Genomic DNA, 17,609 nt, shown 5'->3' on the forward strand with positions numbered 1-17,609 from the left:
TGACAGGATGCGGCGTGCCTCCGTTCAGTCCCGCACCCCCCGGCGGCGTCCCGCCGTTCGTCGCGGATCTGCACATCCATTCGAAGTACTCGCGCGCGTGCAGCCGCGACCTCACCCTGCCCAACCTCGGCTGGTGGGCGCGGCGCAAGGGCATCGGGGTGCTCGGCACCGGCGACTTCACCCACCCCGCCTGGTACGACCACCTCCGCGAGACGCTGCACCCGGCCGAGCCCGGCCTGCACCGGCTCAGCCCGGAGGCGGAGCGGGACATCGCCCGCCGGCTGCCGCCCCGGCTGGCGAGCGAGGCGGAGGCGGACCCGGTCCGGTTCATGCTCAGCGTGGAGATCTCCACGATCTACAAGCGGGACGACCGCACCCGCAAGGTGCACCACCTGATCTACCTGCCCGACCTGGACGCGGTGGCCCGGTTCAACACGGCGCTCGGGCGGATCGGCAACCTCGGCTCGGACGGCCGGCCGATCCTCGGCCTGGACTCCCGGGACCTGCTGGAGATCACCCTGGAAGCCAGCGCCGACGGCTACCTGGTGCCGGCGCACATCTGGACGCCGTGGTTCTCCGCGCTGGGCTCCAAGTCGGGCTTCGACGCGATCGCCGACTGCTACGCCGACCTGGCCGGGCACATCTTCGCCGTGGAGACCGGCCTCTCCTCCGACCCCGAGATGAACTGGCGCGTCGGCAGCCTGGACGGCTACCGGCTGGTGTCCAACTCGGACGCGCACTCGCCGCCGGCGCTGGCCCGGGAGGCCACCGTCTTCGCCACCGCCCGGGACTACTTCGCCATCCGGGACGCGCTGCGCACCGGCGACGGGCTCGCCGGGACCATCGAGTTCTTCCCCGAGGAGGGCAAGTACCACGCGGACGGGCACCGGCTCTGCGGGGTCAACTGGTCGCCTGAGGAGACCCGGGCCGCCGCCGGCCGCTGCCCGGAGTGCGGCAAGCCGCTGACCGTCGGCGTACTGAGCCGGATCGAGGAGCTGGCCGACCGGCCGTCGGGGCACCGCCCCGCGCACGCCCCCGACGTCACCCACCTGGTGCCGCTGGCCGAGATCCTCGGCGAGATCAACAAGGTGGGCGCCCGGTCCAAGAGGGTCGAGGGGAAGCTCCACGAGCTGATCGCCGCCCTCGGCCCGGAGCTGGAGATCCTCACCAGCACGCCGCTCGACGAGATCGGCCGGGTCGGCGGGGAACTGCTCGCCGAGGGCATCGGCCGGCTGCGCCGGGGCGACGTGCGCCGGGTCCCCGGCTACGACGGCGAGTACGGCGTCATCACCCTCTTCGACCCGGCCGAGTTGGGCGGCAACGCCGGCGGGGCCCAGGAGACACTCTTCGACGTACCCGTGCCGGCGCAGCGCACCCCCGCGGAGCCGGCGCCGAAGCCCCGGGCCAAGCGCCCGGCGGCGGCCAAGCCCGAACCGAAGCGCAAGGCCGCGCCGGCCGCGCCCCCGCCCCCGATCGCGCCCACGCCCTCGCCGCACGAGCCGTTCGAGCCGATGCTGGCCGGCATGGAGGAGGTCGGCACCGGCCTGCTGGACCGCCTGGACGCGATGCAGCGGGTGGCGGCCTCCGCGCCGGGCGGTCCGCTGCTCATCGTCGCCGGGCCGGGCACCGGCAAGACCCGGACGCTGACCCACCGGATCGCCTACCTCTGCGCGGAGCTGAACGTCTTCCCGGAGCAGTGCCTGGCGATCACGTTCACCCGGCGGGCCGCCGAGGAACTGCGGCACCGCCTCGACGGCCTGCTCGGGCCGGTCGCCGAGGACGTCACCGTCGGCACCTTCCACTCGCTGGGCCTGACGATCCTGCGGGAGAACGCCGACGCCGCCGGCCTGCCGAAGGACTTCCGGATCGCCGACGACGCCCAGCGGGCGGAGGCCCGCGCCGAGGCCGGCGACGACGAGGCCGGCTACGCGGCGCTGCTGCGCAAGCAGGACCTGGTGGACCTGGACGAGCTGCTGACCCTGCCGGTCGCGCTGCTGCGGGCCGACAAGAAGCTGGTACGGCACTACCGGGACCGCTGGCGCTGGATCTTCGTCGACGAGTACCAGGACGTCGACGAGGTGCAGTACGAGCTGCTGCGCCTGCTCAGCCCCGCCGACGGCAACCTCTGCGCGATCGGCGACCCGGACCAGGCGATCTACTCCTTCCGGGGCGCCGACGTCGGCTACTTCCTGCGCTTCTCGCAGGACTTCACCGACGCCCGGCTGGTCCGGCTGAACCGCAACTACCGGTCCTCCGCGCCCATCCTGGCCGCCGCCGTGCAGGCCATCGCGCCGTCGTCGCTGGTGCGGGGCCGCCGGCTCGACCCGGCCCGGCTCGACCCGGAGGCCCCGCTGGTGGGTCGCTACCCGGCGGCGTCCGTCGCCGACGAGGCCGACTTCGTCGTACGCACCATCGACGAGTTGGTCGGTGGCCTCTCCCACCGGTCCCTGGACTCGGGGCGGATCGACGGCCGGTCGACGGCACTCTCCTTCTCCGACATCGCGGTGCTCTATCGCACCGACGCGCAGGCCGCACCGATCGTGGACGCGCTCGCCCGGGCGAACATCCCGGTGCAGAAGCGCTCGCACGACCGGCTGCGGGACCGGCCCGGGGTGGCCGCCATCGCCCGCGAGCTGCGCCACGCCGACGGGCTCGACGGCTCGCTGGCCGCCCGGGTCCGGCTGGCCGGTCAGGTGCTGGCGGAGCGCTTCGCGGTGCCCACGCTGGACGGTGCCGGCGCGGTACGCCCGGAGGACGTCCGCTCGGCCGTCGACCTGCTCACCCCGCTGGCCCGCCGCTGCGGCGACGACCTGCCGCTGTTCCTCTCCCAACTCGCCACCGGCGCGGAGGTGGACGCGCTCGACCCGCGCGCCGAGGCGGTCACCCTGCTCACCCTGCACGCCGCCAAGGGGCTGGAGTTCCCGGTGGTCTTCCTGGTCGGCGCCGAGGACGGGCTGCTTCCCCTGCGCTGGCCCGGCAGCACCCCCGACGACGACGCGATCGCCGAGGAACGACGGCTCTTCTTCGTCGGGCTGACCCGCGCCCAGGACCGGCTGTACGTGACCCACGCAGCCCGCCGCAGCCGGCACGGCACGGAACGCGAGTGCGCCCCGTCGCCGTTCCTCGACGTCATCGACCCGGGCCTCTTCGAGCGCTTCGGCGAGGCCGAGCCCCGCCGCCCCCGCGACCGCCAGCTCCGCCTGATCTGAGCCACCCCGTCGGGCTGTGGGTCCTTCCGGCCGCGGGGTGACCGCTCAGGCGGGTCAGGGCGGCCCGGTGTGCCTGTCCGTGCGGGGCGGCGTCAGGCCGTCAGGCGCCGGCGCGCCGGTCGGTGCGGCGGCCTCAGGCGGCCAGGGCAGCCAGCCAGACGCCGGTGAGCAGGGCCGGGCCCAGCGGGAGCGGGGTGTCGCGACGCACCCTGCCGGCCACCAGCAGGCCGAGCACCAGCACACCGTGCAGCAGGTGCGGCAGGAGCAGCCCGAGCGCCAGGGACGACCCGCCGAGCCAGCCGAGCGGCAGGCCCAGGACGGCGGCGAGCTTCACGTCGCCGAAGCCCAGCCGGGAGCCCGGCAGCAGCGCCAGCACCACGTGGCAGGCGAAGCAGAGCGCCGCCCCCGCCACCGCGCCGAGCAGGCGCCCGGGGCTACCGGCCGCCGCCGCCACGCCGGTCAGCCCGACGGCGGCGACCAGCGCGGCGGCCCCGACCAGCGGGTCGGGCAGCCGCAGGCAGGCCAGGTCGACCAGGGCGAGCACCAGCCCGACGGCGGCCAGCACGAGGAGGACCGGCAGCACCGGATCCGCCCCCAGGGCCACCGCGAGCCCGGCGAACGCGAGCGCACCCGCCGCCGCGCCCCACCCGGCGGACGGCACCGCCCCGGCGACGCGCTCCGCGCCCGGCGCAGCCTCGACGACGCGCGGCGTGGACCCGGCGTCCCGCAGGACGTCCGGGACGGTGCCGGCGACGCGCGGCGCGAGCGGGGCGGTGAAGTGGCGGGCGACCCGGGGGGCGGCGAGGCCGGCCAGGGCGCCGAGCAGCGCCACGCATGCCAGCAGCCCGGTCGACACGGGCGGACGCTACCGGCGCGACGGCTCCGGCGTGGCCCCCCGGACGGGACGTCGCGGTCTCTCGGTGCTCACCACGAGGGCCACCCCGGCGACGATGACCGCGCCGCCGAGCACCACCCGCGCGGTGACCGGCTCGGCGGCGAACAACGCGCCGAGCGCCACCGCGACCACCGGGTTGACGTAGGCGTACGTGGCGGCCAGCGAGATCGGGGCGTGGTGCAGCAGCCAGACGTACGCGGTGAAGGCGACAAGCGAGCCGGCGACCATCAGGTACGCGAGCGCGAGCCACGACCGGGTGGTCACCGCGCCCGGGTCGAAGCCGCGCAGCTCGCCCCGGCCCACCGAGAGCAGGGCCAGCGCCGCCGCCCCGGCGAACATCTCGTAGACGGTGGCGACGAACGGATCGGCGGGCATCCGCATCCGCCCGGAGAGGAAGGAGCCGATCGACCAGCAGGTGGCCGCCGCGACCACGGTCAGCGCCCCGGTGAGCGGCACGGCGTCCGCCCCGCCGGTCGGCAGCACCAGCAGCACCAGGCCGACGAAGCCCAGCGTCACCCCCGCCAGCGTCCACGACCGGGGTCGGTCGCCGGTGACCGTACGCAGCAGCACCACCAGCAGCGGAACGGTCGCCACCAGCAGGGCGGCGACCCCGGACGGCACCGCCACCCCCACCGGACCGGACTCGGCGAGCACCACCAGTCCGTTGCCGCAGGCCAGCAGGAGGACCCCGACCAGCGCGGCCGAGGCGAGCTGTCGCCGGTCCACCCGCAGCGCGCCCCGCCCCCGCAGCGCCCGCAGCACGATCGCCAGCACCAGGCCGGCGGCGGCGAACCGGGCGGCCGCCGAGCCGAGCGGCGGCATGGACTCCACCACGATCTTGATGCCCAGGTAGGTGGAGCCCCACAGGACGTAGACCAGCAGCAGCGCGGTCCAGAGCAGGGCAGGCGCGGCAGCAGCCGTACGACCCGCCCCGGCGACCGGGCCGGGCGGGGTACCTGCGTCGACGGGCGGCTGCGCACTCGGTGGAGGTGGGCTCATCGGTGGACACGCTACGGTGACGTCGGCGTCGGCGTCCCTGGTTGGTGGCCGGCCTCTCACCACTCGCACGGGAGGCGTGCATGGCGAACTACGGAGCACCGGGTCGCGGCGACCCGGACCCGTGGCACGGGCGGCACCCCGACGAGTCGTACGGTCCGTCGGCCGGTTCCGCGGGGCAGGAGCCCTGGGCGGACGCGTACGGCCCGCCCTCACCGGGGCACGGCCCGGTGCCGTACGCCGCCCAAAGCGACGGCACCGCCGTCCCCTCCCCGTACGCGGGAGGTCCCGCCCCGCCACCGCGACGGCGGCGCGGGCGGACGGCCCCGGTCGTCGCGGTGCTGGCCACGGTGACGTTGCTGGTGCTGGTCGGCGGGGCCGCGGCGCTCTACCTGCTCGACCAGGACGACAGGAAGCCCGCCGCCACGCCGAGCGGCCCCGCGCCCGCCGCCCGGACCGACCCGCCGGAATCCCCGGCGGGCGCGACGACCGCCGCACCGAGCACACCCGCCCCCGAGTCCTCCACCGATCCGCGCTTCGTCAAGGCCGGCCAGTGCGTCCGCAACGACGGGCCGGCCGGCGGCAAGCCCAAGCTGCTGATCAGCGACTGCGCGCCGCAGACGTACGAGGTGCTGCGCCGGATCGACGGGGCGACCAGCGGTGAGAAGGACGCCGCGGCGAAGTGCGCCAAGGTTGACGGCTACACCAACTGGTACTTCTTCGACAGCGAGCTGGACACCCTCGACTTCGTGCTCTGCCTGAAGCAGCGCTGAGCCACCGCACCCCTGAGGAAGAGATGACGACCTACGGATCACCCGCACAGCCGGACGACCCCTACCAGCGCCCGCCCGGCACCCCGGGCGGCCCGCCCCCCATCGACCCGACCCTGCCGGAGTGGGGGCAGCCGCCTGCCGCCGCGCAGTGGGGTCAGCCGCAGCCCGGCGGCGAACCGCAGTGGGGCCAGCCGCCGTACGGGGGTGACGCGCCGGCCACCCCGCAGTGGGGCCAGCAGGACCCGGCGTGGAACCAGCCCGCGCAGCCGCCGGCGCCGGAACCGGGCTACCCCCCGCCGCCCTCCTCCGGGGCCGGATACCCGCCGCCCACCTCGGGGGCGGGCTACCCGCCGCCCTCATCCGGGGCCGGCTACCCGCCGCCGCCCGGGGTGCAGCCGCCGGCTGGCCAGGGTGGCTACCCGCAGGCGGGACCGTATCCGCCGGCCGGGCCGGCACCCACGCCGGGCAACCAGTGGGGCACCCCGGCGCCGGGGCCCGGCGGGTACGCGATGCCGCCGGCCGCTCCGCCCGCGAACAAGAGCGGTGGCAAGGTCGCGCTGATCATCGGCCTGGTGGCGGTGCTCCTGCTCTGCCCGTGCCTCGGCCTCGCCGGCTGGGGATTCTGGCAGGCCGGCGACGACGACCCGGTCGCGGCCCCGACGGTGAACGCCACCGCCGGCCCGACGAGCCAGCCGACGGGCCGGCCGACCGAGGAACCGACGGACGAGCCCAGCGTGGAGCCGACCACCGCCGCACCGAGCCCCAGCAGGAAGGTGTTCGCCAAGGGCGACTGCGTGGTCAACGACGGCACGGCCAGCAAGGCCGAGCTGCGTAAGGTGCCCTGCGGCCCCAACACGTACGAGGTGCTCCTGCGGATCCCGGGTACGGCGGACGGCGACCGGTGCAAGACCCGGGCCCCGGAGGCGACCGCGAACTACGTGCACGACAACTCGCTGGACTTCCTCGACTACGTGCTCTGCCTGAAGAAGCGCTGATTACCAAAACTAGGGCTGTCTAGCATGGACGCTAGACAGCCCTAGTTTTGTGTCGAGACCGATCCCGGTGACCCGACACGCCGGTTGCCCCATCTACGGATGTCTAGTCCCCCAGCTAGACGGCCCGATACTGTGCGATGCGTGGATCCGGTCCGCAACCCGTACGCCCCGGGCGCCGGTCAGCGTCCCCCCGAACTCGCCGGGCGGGGCCGCGAGCTGGACGTCTTCGACGTCGTGCTGGAGCGCATCGCCCGGGGCCGGCCGGAACGCAGCCTGATGCTCACCGGCCTGCGCGGGGTCGGCAAGACGGTGCTGCTCAACACCCTCCGCTCCCAGGCGATCAACCACCTCTGGGGCAGCGGCAAGATCGAGGCCCGACCCGACCAGTCGCTACGCCGCCCGATCGCCGCCGCGCTGCACATGGCCGTCCGGGAACTGGCGCCCCGGCACCGCGCGCCCGACCGGATCGACGCCTTCCTCGGCGTGCTCAAGGCGTTCGCCCAGCGGACCGCGCCGACCGGTCGCGGCACCGCCGCCCCGAAGCTGCGCGACCGGTGGCAGCCGGGCATCGACGTGCCCGCCGCCAGCGGCCGCGCCGACTCCGGCGACATCGAGATCGACCTGGTCGAGCTGCTCACCGACGCCGCGGCGGTGGGCGCCGACGTCGGCACCGGCATCGCGATCTTCATCGACGAGATGCAGGACCTCGGCCCGGAGGACGTCTCCGCGCTCTGCGCCGCCTGCCACGAGCTGTCCCAGCTCGGCGCGCCGCTGATCGTGGTCGGCGCCGGGCTGCCGCACCTGCCGGCCGTGCTCAGCGCAGCCAAGTCGTACTCGGAGCGGCTCTTTCGCTACCAGCGCATCGACCGGCTCGACCGGATCGCCGCCGACCAGGCGCTCTGCGCGCCGGCCGAGCGCGAGGAGGTCGAGTACGAGCAGAAGGCGCTCGACCTGCTCTACGAGAAGTCCGGCGGCTATCCCTACTTCGTCCAGGCGTACGGGAAGGCGACCTGGGACCACGCGCCCCGCTCGCCGATAACCGCCGCCGACGTACGGGTCGCCGCGCCCGAGGCCGAGGCCGAGCTGGCCGTGGGCTTCTTCGGCTCCCGCTTCGAACGGGCCACCCCCGCCGAACGCGAGTACATGCGGGCCATGGCCACGCTGTCCCTGGTGGAGGGCGAGGTCGACGGCGGGGGCCGCGACGACATGGACGCCGCCGTACCGACGGCGGAGATCGCCCGGGCCCTGGGGCGCAAGCCGGCCAGCCTCTCCCCGGCCCGGGACGCGCTGATCAAGAAGGGCCTGATCTACTCCGGTGAACGCGGCACGGTGGCCTTCACCGTCCCGCACTTCGGCCGCTACCTGCGTACCCAACCGGCCTGACCGGCCGCGACGAGCGTCGTGGCGGTCGGGGCGACGCGGGGACCTGCCGGCGTGCGGCGTGGGCGTCAGACCTTGGACCAGGGCGGCGGGAAGAGCACCTCGCCGCGCGGCGGCGGACCCTCGCCGCTCGTGGCCGGCGGCAGCACCAGCGCCTGCCAGGGGTCGCCGAGACCCGACCAGGGGCTGGTCAGGCCCATCCGGTCGGCCCGGCCGAAGCCGAACCGGTGGTAGTAGCCCGGGTCGCCGAGCACCACCACCAGCCGCTCGCCCAGCTCCGTGGCCGCCTCGATGGCGGCCTGCACCACCGCCGTGCCGAGCCCGATCCGCCGGCGGTGCGGCGCGACCGCCACGGGGCCGAGCGCCAGCGCCGGCGCGGTGTGGTCGTCGGACTTGACCCGGACCCGGGTGAGCAGGGCGTAGCCGACGACCTCGCCGCCGTACTCGGCGACCATTGCCAGCTCCGGCAGCCAGGCGTCGCTGTCCCGCAGCTCCTCGACCAGCCCCACCTCGGGCGGCGTGGTCACGTCGGGGCGGGCGAACGCTCCGGCCAGCACCCGCCGGACCGCGCCGGTGTCGGCCGGGTCCTCGGGTCGCAGCCGCAGCGTCGTCACGCGGGGCACGTTACCCCTCACGGGCCGTCCATCAGCGACGGTCGCTCGAATCGGCGTGGCGCGAGGTGCACGTCCGCCGATCCGGATCGGCGGTTGCGGGGGTAGCCGGGCCGACGACGGGGTATGACTGACCCATGAAACCCGTACGTTCCCTCGCCCGCGCCATGCTGAGCGGCATCTTCGTGGTCAGCGGGTTCACCAACCTCCGGAACCCCGGGCGGCTGGTCCCGGCCGCGAAGCCCGTGACGGACCGGGTGACTCCGCTGCTGGAGAAGACCGACCCCCGCATCCCCACCGACACCGAGACGCTGATCCGCGTCAACTCGGCGGTGCAGGTCGGCGCCGGGCTGATGCTCGCCACCGGACGGTTCGCCCGGCCGGCGGCGCTGGTCCTGGCCGGTACGCTGGTCCCGGTGACCCTCGCCGGGCATCCCTTCTGGAACAACGACGACCCGGCGGCGCGGCGCAACAACCAGATCCACTTCCTGAAGAACCTCGGCCTCTTCGGCGGGCTGCTGCTCGCCGCCGCCGACACCGGCGGCAAGCCCGGGCTGCGGTGGCGGACGGGCCACCGGATCGGCCACTCCCGACGTTCCGTGCAGCGAGCCGTCCGTACCGCCCGCAGGGAGGCCCGGATCGCCGTACGATCGGCAGCGACGGCCCGTCGACTGCCTGGCTGACCTGCGTCGATACCTCCCCCCGCCCGGGCCTTCACGTGTCAACGCCGCGAATCACCTGAACCACCCGACAGGCGTTAACGCGGTGGAAATGTCAAAAACATGTGTGGGATCGGACACGGTCGCATAACGCGGGAGGCATTAACGTGAGGCGCCGTTCTAGGCTCCGTGCAGGACCTGGACGGGTAGGACGACCTTGGTACGGGGGTGGCCACGCCATGCCGGCGACCGTCGGAAGACGGGTGGACCGCCTCGCCCCAGTCCGTCGCGTAACGCGTGGGATCGATCGTAGGACAGTCGTACGGGCTGGCATCGTGGCCGCCGTCGCCTATGCCGCATGGCTCGCCATCGGTGCTTTCGGGCGGCCGTACAACTTCTTCGACATGAAGATCTACCACGGCGCGGTGGTGTGGTGGGCGAGCGGTCACGAGCTCTACGAGTTCATCGCACCCGGCACCACCCTCGGCTTCACCTACCCGCCGTTCGGCGGCCTGGTGATGCTGCCGATGGCGCACCTGCCTGTCGAGCTTGCCGGGATGGTCAACGCGCTCGCCAGCATCGCCGCCCTGGCCGTCGTGCTGGCCGGGCTGCTCCGCCCGATCGTCGACCGGCTCGGCTGGCCCCTCTGGTTCACCGTGGGGATCGCCACGCCGCTGGCGGTCGCCATCGAGCCGGCCCGGGAGACCCTCGGCTACGGCCAGGTGAACCTGCTCCTCTTCGCACTGATCATGGCCGACCTGATCGGCCTGCGCTGGCGGGCCCGCCGGGGCACCCACATCCCCCCGACCGACGGCCCGCTGCTGCGCTTCGTCTACAGCGGGGCGTGGGCCGGCGTGGGCATCGGCCTGGCCACCGCCGTCAAGCTGACCCCGGCGCTGTTCATCGCCTACCTGATGATCACGCGGCAGTGGCGTGCCGCGACCACCGCGATCGGCACGGTGATCGCGGTGACCGTCGGTTCCTTCGCGGTCGTCGGCACCGAGTCGCGGGCCTACTTCGGCGGCGTGCTCTGGCAGACCGAGCGCGTCGGGGCCGCCGACATGACGCCCAACCAGTCGCTGGCGGGGCTGCTGGCCCGGCTGTACGACTCGATCGAGACGCCCGGCCTGCTCTGGCTGGCGTTCTCGGTGCTGATGCTCGCGGTCGGCCTCTCCCGCGCCGTCAACGCCCGCGCCGACGGCGACGAGCTGACCGCGTTCACGCTGGTCGGCCTCACCGCCAACGTGATCAGCCCGATCTCCTGGACGCACCACCTGGTCTGGGTGATCCCGGCGATCATCGTGCTGGCCGACGCCGCCGTACGCCGTCGCGAGGCCAGCCGAGGGTTGGCGCAGCGGGCCGGTCAGGGCGGGTACGGCGGGCCGCCGGGGGTGACGGGGCTGCGCCCGCCGATCTGGTACCCGACGCTGACCGGGCTCCGGCACGGCGTCGCCGCCGTCGGGCTCTACCTGCTCTTCCTGGTCTCCCCGATCTGGCCCTACGAGCACCAGCTCCCCGAGGTGTCGCACTACCAGGACGGCCTCTTCGGCGCCCTGATGGAGAACTCGCTGGCGCTGGCCCTGATCCTGCTGGTCGCCGCCCTGCCGTGGCGTCCCGGTGCCGAGCCGGCCTTCTACGCCGACCGGTTCGGCCGGCAGGCCGCGCCGAGCCTGCGCCGCTGACCGGGTGGGCCGCCCCTCAGGGGCAGTTCACCCACTCCTCGGTGCCGTCGGCGAAGACCTGCCGCTTCCAGATCGGCAGTCGCGCCTTGACCTCGTCGACCAGTCGGGCGCAGGCCGCGAACGCGGCGGCCCGGTGGGCGGTGCTTACGGCCGCCACCAGGGCCGCGTCGCCGATGGCGAGCGGGCCGACCCGGTGCGACACCGCGACCGCGTACACGTCCGGGTCGGCGGCTATCTCGGCCGCGACCTCGCGCAGGATCCGCCCGGCGCTCGGGTGGCCCTCGTACTCCAGGCTGGTCACCGCACGGCCGTGGTCGTGGTCGCGGACCACCCCCTGGAACGAGACCACCGCGCCGGCCCGGCGGTCGGCGACCGCCGCCTCGTGCGCGGCGAGGTCGAGCGGCCGGTCGGTGACCTCGCCGAACGTCGTGGACCGGCCCGACGTGTCGGCCGTCGGCGTGGTCACCACGCACGCTCCCCGGGCAGCAGCGGCAGCGGTACGACCGGCACCCGGTCCCCCGGCTCGCCGGAGGTGCCGGGGCGGATGACGGCGAACCCGTCGGCGCCCGCCAGCCCGCGCAGCATCGCCGAGCCGACGTGCCGGACCGGGTGGGCGGTGCCGGCGGTCCGGTCCAACCGGACCAGCGCCAGGTGGGTGTACCCGCCCCGGCCGCGCACCGGCTCGGCGAGCGTGGCGTGCGGCAGCACCGGCATCGGGCGGCCCGCCAGGCCGGCCAGCAGCGGGGCGACAAGCGAGACCAGGGCGACGATGGCGGACTGTGGGTTGCCGGGCAGCCCGGCGACGAACCGGACCCGGCCGTCGGCGTCGGCCAGCCGCGCCAGCAGCATCGGGAAACCGGGCCGCACCGCCACCGTGTTGACCACGTAGTCGGCGCCGAGCGCCTCCAGCGCGGGATGCAGGTGGTCGACCGGCCCGTGCATCGTGCCGCCGGTGGTGCACACGAGGTCGGCGGTGCTCAGGGCCGCGCGCAGGGCGGCCACGTGCGCGGGGAGCGTGTCCGCCACCGGTCCGACCACGTCCGACGGGCGGACCAGGCAGCCGTACCGGCGCAGCCAGGCCGGCACCGCCGGCCCGAGCGCGTCGCGCACCCGTCCGGCGCCGGGCGGGCCGGCGGTCAGCAGCTCGTCGCCGAAGACCAGCAGCGCGGCGCGGGGCTGCCGCCGCACCCGCAGGCTGTCGTGCCCGCAGGAGGCGGCCAGGCCGATCAGCGCCGGGTCCACCGGCGTGCCGGCGGGGACCAGTTCCTCCCCGGCGTACGCCTCCTCGCCCGGCTCACGCCACTCCGGCGCCGGCCGCGGCGTGCCGTCGACGAGGCCCTCCGGCGTACGACGGGACTCCTCCACCCGCAGCACGGACGTGGTGCCCTCCGGCACCATCGCGCCGGTGGCGATCTCGACGGTCGTCCCGTCGTCGGTCAGCGGGGCCGGGGTGCCGCCCGCCAGCACCCGCCCGACCGGCCGCCACGGCCCGGTGCCGCGCACGGCCCAGCCGTCGACGCTGGAGGTGGGGAAGGCGGGCAGGTCCGTACGGGTGGCCAGCGGCTCGGCGAGGGTGTGCCCGTCGATGTCGGCGAGCGGCCGGCTGACGGCGGGGAGCGCGGCGGCCAGGCCGACCGCGTACACCCGGGAGCGGGCCTCCTCCCAGCCGGCGGGCGGGGGCGCGGTGGCCGGCTCGGCGGCCGGGGCGGTTTCCGTGCTCACCGGCCGAGCCTAACGGTGCGGCATGCCGGCCGCGCCGTCAGCGGCGCCGCGCCCACCGGTTGGTCGCGGCCCTCCCGCGTCGTCAGTGGTCGCCGCCGCGGAGCTGGTCGACGGCGTGGCGGAGGATCGGCCCGAGCACGGCGAGGCCGTCCCTGGCCCCGCCGGTCGACCCGGGCAGGTTGACCACCAGCATCCGACCGACGACGCCGGCGAGCCCCCGGGAGAGCGCGGCGGCGGGGACCTTGTCGCGGCTGTGCGCCCGGATCGCCTCGGCGATGCCGGGAATCTCGTGATCGAGCAGCGCCCGGGTCACCTCGGGGGTGCGGTCGGACGGGTTGATCCCCGTACCGCCGCTGGTCAGCACCACGTCGATCCCGTCGGCCAGGGCGGCGCGCAGCGCCTCGCCCACGGGCTCGCCGTCGGGCACCACCACCGGCCCGTCCACCTCGCAGCCGAGGTCGCGCAGGCCCGAGACGAGCAGGGGGCCGCTGGTGTCCGCGTACACCCCCGCCGCAGCGCGGTTGGACGCCACGACCACCCGGGCCCGGATCACGGCCGCTCCTGCGGGCGGACCCACAGGCCGGTCTTGCCGCCCTCCTTGCGCAGCACCCGGACCGCGTCGACGCTGGCCGCCGGGTCGACCGCCTTGACCATGTCGACGAGCGCCAGCCCGGCGACGGCCACCGCGGTCAGCGCCTCCATCTCCACGCCGGTGCGGTCCGCCGTCCGCGCGGTGGCGGTGATCTCGACGGTGTCGTCGGTGAGCGTCAGGTCGACCGTGACGCCGTGCAGGGCGATGGGATGGCAGAGCGGGATCAGGTCGGGGGTGCGCTTCGCGCCCATGATGCCGGCGAGCCGGCCGACCGCCAACGCGTCGCCCTTGGGCAGCCCGTCGCGGCGCAGCAGCTCGACGACCTCGGGCGTGGTGCGGAGCCGGCCGGCGGCGACGGCCAGGCGGCCGGTGACCGCCTTCGCGGAGACGTCGACCATGCGGGCCGCGCCCGCCGGATCGACGTGGGTGAGCTGCGCGGGTTCGGTCACGCTCGCGAGCCTATCTTTCCGGTACGCACGACCGCCCGTCACGGCCCGACCCGCCCGGCCACCGTCCGGGGCCGGTCTGCGGACGTTCGGGAGGAGCGGCGCGGCAGTCACCGGGCCGTGGTGCGGCCGTCCCGGCGGCCTCGCCGCACGCCGCTCCTCCCTCATCTGCCCGCCGTTGAGGTCACTGGGGGGACCCGACGGCGGGAGTCTCGACGAACCGGTCCTGACCCGGATCAGAACCTCCCCCGTGTCGCCGAACGCGCAGGACGCTATCGGGACCGGCGATAAGAAATCGATAAGTGGTCTCCGTGGTTCAGCGGCGTTCCGCGGGCCGCGGCCCGGTCTCCGCGAGGCGCCGTTCCACCTCGGAGCACTCGGGTACGTCCATGCGACGGAAGAGGACCAGCGCCCGTTCCCAGTGCCGCCGGGCCTCGGCGAGGTCACTGCCGGCACGGAGCGCGGCGATGCCGGTCAGCGCGCGGGCCTGCTCGTACGGCTGAGCGATGCGGGTCGCGAGCCGAAGCGCCCGCTGGTGCGCGTCGGCGGCTCCGACCGGGTCGCCGGAACGGGCGAGGGTGAGACCCAGATCGTTCAGCGCGCCACACTCGGCGTGTCTCTCGCCCGAGTCGGCCGACAGTTCGAGCGCAAGTTCGTGCTGCTGCCGCGCCTGATCGAACAGTCCGCAGCCACGGTAGGCCACGCCGAGGATGTTCCGCGCTTCGGCTTCACCGTAACGATGGCCGGTGCGCCGATAGAGCATGAGGGACGATTTCAGCAGGCGTACCGCCTGCTCGTACTGGCCGGTGCGGACCCTGACGGACGCCAGGTGGCTCAGTGCGTTTGCCATGTGGAAGTAGTCACCCACGGCCCGGCCCTGGAAGAGGTGCCGGCGGTGAAAGCGAAGAGCCTCCTCGTACCGTCCGAGCGAGGTGAGGGCAAGACCGAGGTTCGGCAGCGAGTTCGCTATGGATCCCTCCACCTGGCGGCCCTCGCGTAGGCCCTCGACGGAGAGCGCGGCGGATTGGGTGAAGTTGCCGCTCAACCAGTGGACGACGCTGAGGTTGGCCCGGATCTTCGCCAGCCGCGCGGTGTCCTTCATCTCTCGGCACAGCCCGACAGCGTCGGCGAGATAACCGGACGCCTGCCGATAGGACCCCGTCTTGACCAGAGCGGATGCCAGGTAGTTACTCATGGAGACCACGGCGGACCTGTCGCCCAGCGATTTTGCGGCAGCCAAGCCGAGTTCGTGGGTGCACAGAATGTCGTCGAAGTACCGTCGTATGTAGCAGAAGCGCCACAGGACCCGCGCGAGCTTCCACGTGTATGCGTGGTGCCCGTGCTCCGTGGCCAGCGCTACCAACAACACGAGGTTGGCTCGTTCCTCCTCCAGCCATGCGGCTCCGCGCGCCTCCGTCTCTTCGAGCAGATCCGGCCGGGCCGGATCTGCGACCCCGATCTCGGTGCGGACGTCGATCGCCTCGTGCAGGTCCTCGGCGGCCCGGAGCGCGGCGTGCAGCGTGAAGTCGAGAAGACGCCCCACCGCGGCCTCGCGCGCTTCCGGCAGGTCCGACGTGCGGGACTGTTCCCTCGCGTACAGCCGCAGCAGATCGTGCAACCGGTACCGGTTTCCCTCGGTCTCCTCGACCAGGTGGCAGTCCACCAGCTCGTCCAGCAGACGTGAGGCCGTGGCAAGGGGAAGATCAGCCAGGGCCGCCACCATGTCGGCGCCGTGCTCGCCGGGATGGAGGCCGAGCAATCGGAAGATCCGTTTCGCCTCAGCTTCGAGCGGCTCGTACGAGGCCGCGAAGGCCGCCGCGACAGTGCGGTCGCCCACCGCGAGGTGACCCAACGCCGGAACGTCGTCGGCGAGGCGACGGGCCAGATCCGCCATCCGGCGGGCAGGGCGATGGGCGAGCTGCGATCCGACGAGTCTGATCGCCAACGGCAAATGTCCGCACCGTCGGACGACCTCTGCGGCTGCCTCCGGTTCCTCCACGACCCGCTTGGCGCCCGCGCTGGCAGCCAACAGGGCCAACCCTTCCTGAAGCGACATGACCGACAGCGACTGTGGTGGTCCCAGGTCAAGGCCGGTAAGCCGACGACGGGACGTGACGAGCACGACGGACCCGCCGGCTGTGGGAAGCAACGAACTCACCTGCTGGCTGTCCGCGGCGTTGTCGAGCACGACGACCGTTCGGCGGACGGCCAGTTCACCACGCCAGAGTTCCACCCGCTGGTCGAGGTCGGAAGGGATACGTCCGTCGGGGACACCGAGCTGCCGGAGAAGGGTCACGAGGGCCGAGGTGGGATCCACCGGACTGTGGTCTCCGTGTCCACGAAGATCCACGAAGAGTTGCGCGTCCGGGTGGTCCTTCGACAGGAGCCGCGCGACATGAACCGCGAGGGTGGTCTTACCGCTACCCGCCATACCGTCGATGAGGTGCACCGCGCTGTCCGGCCGCGGGCGGCAGGTTTCCTCGATCAGCCGCGTCACCACGTCCCGCCGTCCGACGAAGTCGGCGACGGACCGGGGCAACCAGTCGCGCGAGCCGTGTCTTCCGTCTGGCGGGATTCCGCCCAGTCGGGCCTGCCCGATGGAGACGCCGCGCAGCCGTGCCACCCGCAACGGTCGAGACTCCTCGTTCGTGGCGCCGCGCCGGATCGCCTGATGGAGACGCTGGAGTGCCGAGCTGGGCCCGACACCGAGCTGCTGACGCAACGCACGGGCTGCGGCGTGGTACGCGGCGATCGCACCGGCGGCATCGCCGTGCTCCCGAAGTGCCCGCATGAGGAGAAGCTGAGCCGGCTCCCGCAGGGGGTTGGCGGCGATGGACTCCCGCAGAAGCGGGATTGCCTGCTCCGGCTGCCCCGCCTTGAGGCGTACCTCGGCGAGCAGTTCCCCCGCGAGGAGCCGTTCCTCCTCGGCGGCGGCGGCCCGGGCGGTAAGTACGGGTCCGAGAGGGACTCCGGCAAGCATCGATCCCCGCCACCTGGCCAGGGATCGACGCAATAGGGCATCCGCGTCGGCCAGCTCTCCCGCCCGGGCCAGAGTCCGGGCCTGGTGGTACTCAGCACTGAAACAGATGAGGTCAACCCGGTCCGTCGCGAGGTCGAAGCGGTAGCCACTGCCTGACCGGACGATGAACGGCCGCCCCTCTCCGGTCAAGCCCAGAGTCCGGCGCAGCGTGGCGGCATAGGTACGCAGGTTCGGCACGGCGGAACGTGGTGGGTCGTCCACCCACAGCTCGTCGATCAGCTCGTCGGTGGTGACCAGCCGTCCAGGCTGCACGGCCAACATGGCGAGGACCGCCTGCTGTTTGGGAGTGCCCAGACGCAGGGTCCCTTCGGGTCGCCAAGCCGTCAGGCCACCCAGGACGCAAATCCGCACCAGTCCCCCGTGACTGATTCCGTATCCAAATGATCAATCAGAAGTCGGTGAGCAGGGCACAGCATATCGAGCGATTCGCCGCTTTGCCGCCCATGACCGTAACGCGGCCACAACAGGTGGTAGACGTGACCATTGTCGGTCGCGGCTCGCGCGGCTCTGAACGAGTGGGACCGCCAAGCAATTCGACCAGCGGAAGACATCCGCCTTCCCTGCTGGGATGATCAGGCACAGGCCGGCAACCCTCGCCCCTCGCGGACG

General features: G+C 73.9%; 14 protein-coding genes. 6 read left to right on the top strand and 8 right to left on the bottom strand.

Annotation, left to right across the window (positions count from 1 at the left end; all coding sequences use genetic code 11):
* The first annotated feature begins 14 nt into the window (after positions 1 to 14).
* Complete coding sequence (locus tag ACN27A_RS21530) at positions 15 to 3,209, top strand: UvrD-helicase domain-containing protein (protein ID WP_421456311.1); 3,195 nt, start codon at positions 15 to 17, stop codon at positions 3,207 to 3,209.
* A gap of 133 nt (positions 3,210 to 3,342) precedes the next feature.
* On the opposite strand, the gene ACN27A_RS21535 is transcribed toward ACN27A_RS21530, so the two are convergent.
* Positions 3,343 to 4,065, bottom strand: a complete 723-nt coding sequence (locus tag ACN27A_RS21535) for a prepilin peptidase (protein ID WP_421456314.1) — start codon at positions 4,063 to 4,065, stop codon at positions 3,343 to 3,345.
* A gap of 9 nt (positions 4,066 to 4,074) precedes the next feature.
* The gene (locus tag ACN27A_RS21540) at positions 4,075 to 5,103 is read right to left on the bottom strand and encodes an EamA family transporter (RefSeq protein WP_421456317.1); all 1,029 of its coding nucleotides are present in this window, start codon (positions 5,101 to 5,103) and stop codon (positions 4,075 to 4,077) included.
* A gap of 227 nt (positions 5,104 to 5,330) precedes the next feature.
* Between ACN27A_RS21540 and ACN27A_RS21545 the strand changes: the two genes are divergently transcribed.
* The 3 genes from ACN27A_RS21545 (at position 5,331) to ACN27A_RS21555 (ending at position 8,251) form a co-directional block, all read left to right on the top strand.
* Entirely contained in the window at positions 5,331 to 5,873 is a 543-nt protein-coding gene (locus tag ACN27A_RS21545; protein ID WP_421458557.1) for an LppU/SCO3897 family protein, read from the top strand.
* 509 nt (positions 5,874 to 6,382) lie between these two features.
* The gene (locus tag ACN27A_RS21550) at positions 6,383 to 6,868 is read left to right on the top strand and encodes an LppU/SCO3897 family protein (RefSeq protein ID WP_421458558.1); all 486 of its coding nucleotides are present in this window, start codon (positions 6,383 to 6,385) and stop codon (positions 6,866 to 6,868) included.
* Between the two features lie 141 nt (positions 6,869 to 7,009).
* Positions 7,010 to 8,251 (top strand): AAA family ATPase, encoded by a 1,242-nt coding sequence (locus ACN27A_RS21555; protein ID WP_421456320.1) that lies wholly within the window; start codon positions 7,010 to 7,012, stop codon positions 8,249 to 8,251.
* Positions 8,252 to 8,316: 65 nt separating this feature from the next.
* On the opposite strand, the gene ACN27A_RS21560 is transcribed toward ACN27A_RS21555, so the two are convergent.
* The gene (locus tag ACN27A_RS21560) at positions 8,317 to 8,871 is read right to left on the bottom strand and encodes a GNAT family N-acetyltransferase (protein WP_421458559.1); all 555 of its coding nucleotides are present in this window, start codon (positions 8,869 to 8,871) and stop codon (positions 8,317 to 8,319) included.
* Between the two features lie 125 nt (positions 8,872 to 8,996).
* On the opposite strand from ACN27A_RS21560, the gene ACN27A_RS21565 reads away from it, so the two are divergent.
* The gene (locus tag ACN27A_RS21565; protein WP_357577737.1) at positions 8,997 to 9,542 is read left to right on the top strand and encodes a DoxX family protein; all 546 of its coding nucleotides are present in this window, start codon (positions 8,997 to 8,999) and stop codon (positions 9,540 to 9,542) included.
* A 215-nt stretch (positions 9,543 to 9,757) separates the two neighbouring features.
* A complete protein-coding gene (locus tag ACN27A_RS21570; protein ID WP_132235524.1) occupies positions 9,758 to 11,200 on the top strand; it encodes a glycosyltransferase 87 family protein in 1,443 nt (480 codons plus the stop codon).
* A 16-nt stretch (positions 11,201 to 11,216) separates the two neighbouring features.
* Here the strand turns inward: ACN27A_RS21570 and ACN27A_RS21575 are convergent, their stop codons facing one another.
* The 5 genes from ACN27A_RS21575 to ACN27A_RS21595 all read right to left on the bottom strand — a co-directional run bounded on the left by ACN27A_RS21575 (position 11,217) and on the right by ACN27A_RS21595 (position 17,351).
* Entirely contained in the window at positions 11,217 to 11,666 is a 450-nt protein-coding gene (locus tag ACN27A_RS21575) for a molybdenum cofactor biosynthesis protein MoaE (protein ID WP_421456323.1), read from the bottom strand.
* Entirely contained in the window at positions 11,663 to 12,922 is a 1,260-nt protein-coding gene (locus ACN27A_RS21580; protein WP_421456326.1) for a molybdopterin molybdotransferase MoeA, read from the bottom strand. The genes ACN27A_RS21575 and ACN27A_RS21580 overlap by 4 nt, the downstream gene beginning before the upstream one ends.
* Positions 12,923 to 13,004: 82 nt before the next feature.
* On the bottom strand, positions 13,005 to 13,475 hold the full coding sequence (locus ACN27A_RS21585; protein WP_421456329.1) for a MogA/MoaB family molybdenum cofactor biosynthesis protein: 471 nt from the start codon (positions 13,473 to 13,475) through the stop codon (positions 13,005 to 13,007).
* Positions 13,472 to 13,963, bottom strand: coding sequence for a cyclic pyranopterin monophosphate synthase MoaC (moaC, locus tag ACN27A_RS21590; RefSeq protein ID WP_357577733.1), 492 nt, complete (start codon positions 13,961 to 13,963; stop codon positions 13,472 to 13,474). The genes ACN27A_RS21585 and moaC overlap by 4 nt, the downstream gene beginning before the upstream one ends.
* A 313-nt stretch (positions 13,964 to 14,276) precedes the next feature.
* Positions 14,277 to 17,351 carry an AfsR/SARP family transcriptional regulator gene (locus ACN27A_RS21595; RefSeq protein WP_421456332.1) on the bottom strand — a complete coding sequence of 1,025 codons (3,075 nt, stop codon included), beginning with the start codon at positions 17,349 to 17,351 and terminating at the stop codon, positions 14,277 to 14,279.
* Positions 17,352 to 17,609 lie beyond the last annotated feature (258 nt).

The organism is Micromonospora sp. WMMD737 (assembly GCF_049179055.1).
GTDB classification, from domain to species: Bacteria; Actinomycetota; Actinomycetes; order Mycobacteriales; family Micromonosporaceae; genus Micromonospora; species Micromonospora reichwaldensis.

Bases quoted from the DNA above. Each gene is read 5' to 3' on its own strand.
- ACN27A_RS21550 (WP_421458558.1), top strand. From the start codon at position 6,383: ATGCCGCCGGCCGCTCCGCCCGCGAACAAGAGCGGTGGCAAGGTCGCG.
- ACN27A_RS21540 (WP_421456317.1), bottom strand. From the start codon at position 5,103: ATGAGCCCACCTCCACCGAGTGCGCAGCCGCCCGTCGACGCAGGTACC.
- ACN27A_RS21570 (WP_132235524.1), top strand. From the start codon at position 9,758: ATGCCGGCGACCGTCGGAAGACGGGTGGACCGCCTCGCCCCAGTCCGT.
- ACN27A_RS21565 (WP_357577737.1), top strand. From the start codon at position 8,997: ATGAAACCCGTACGTTCCCTCGCCCGCGCCATGCTGAGCGGCATCTTC.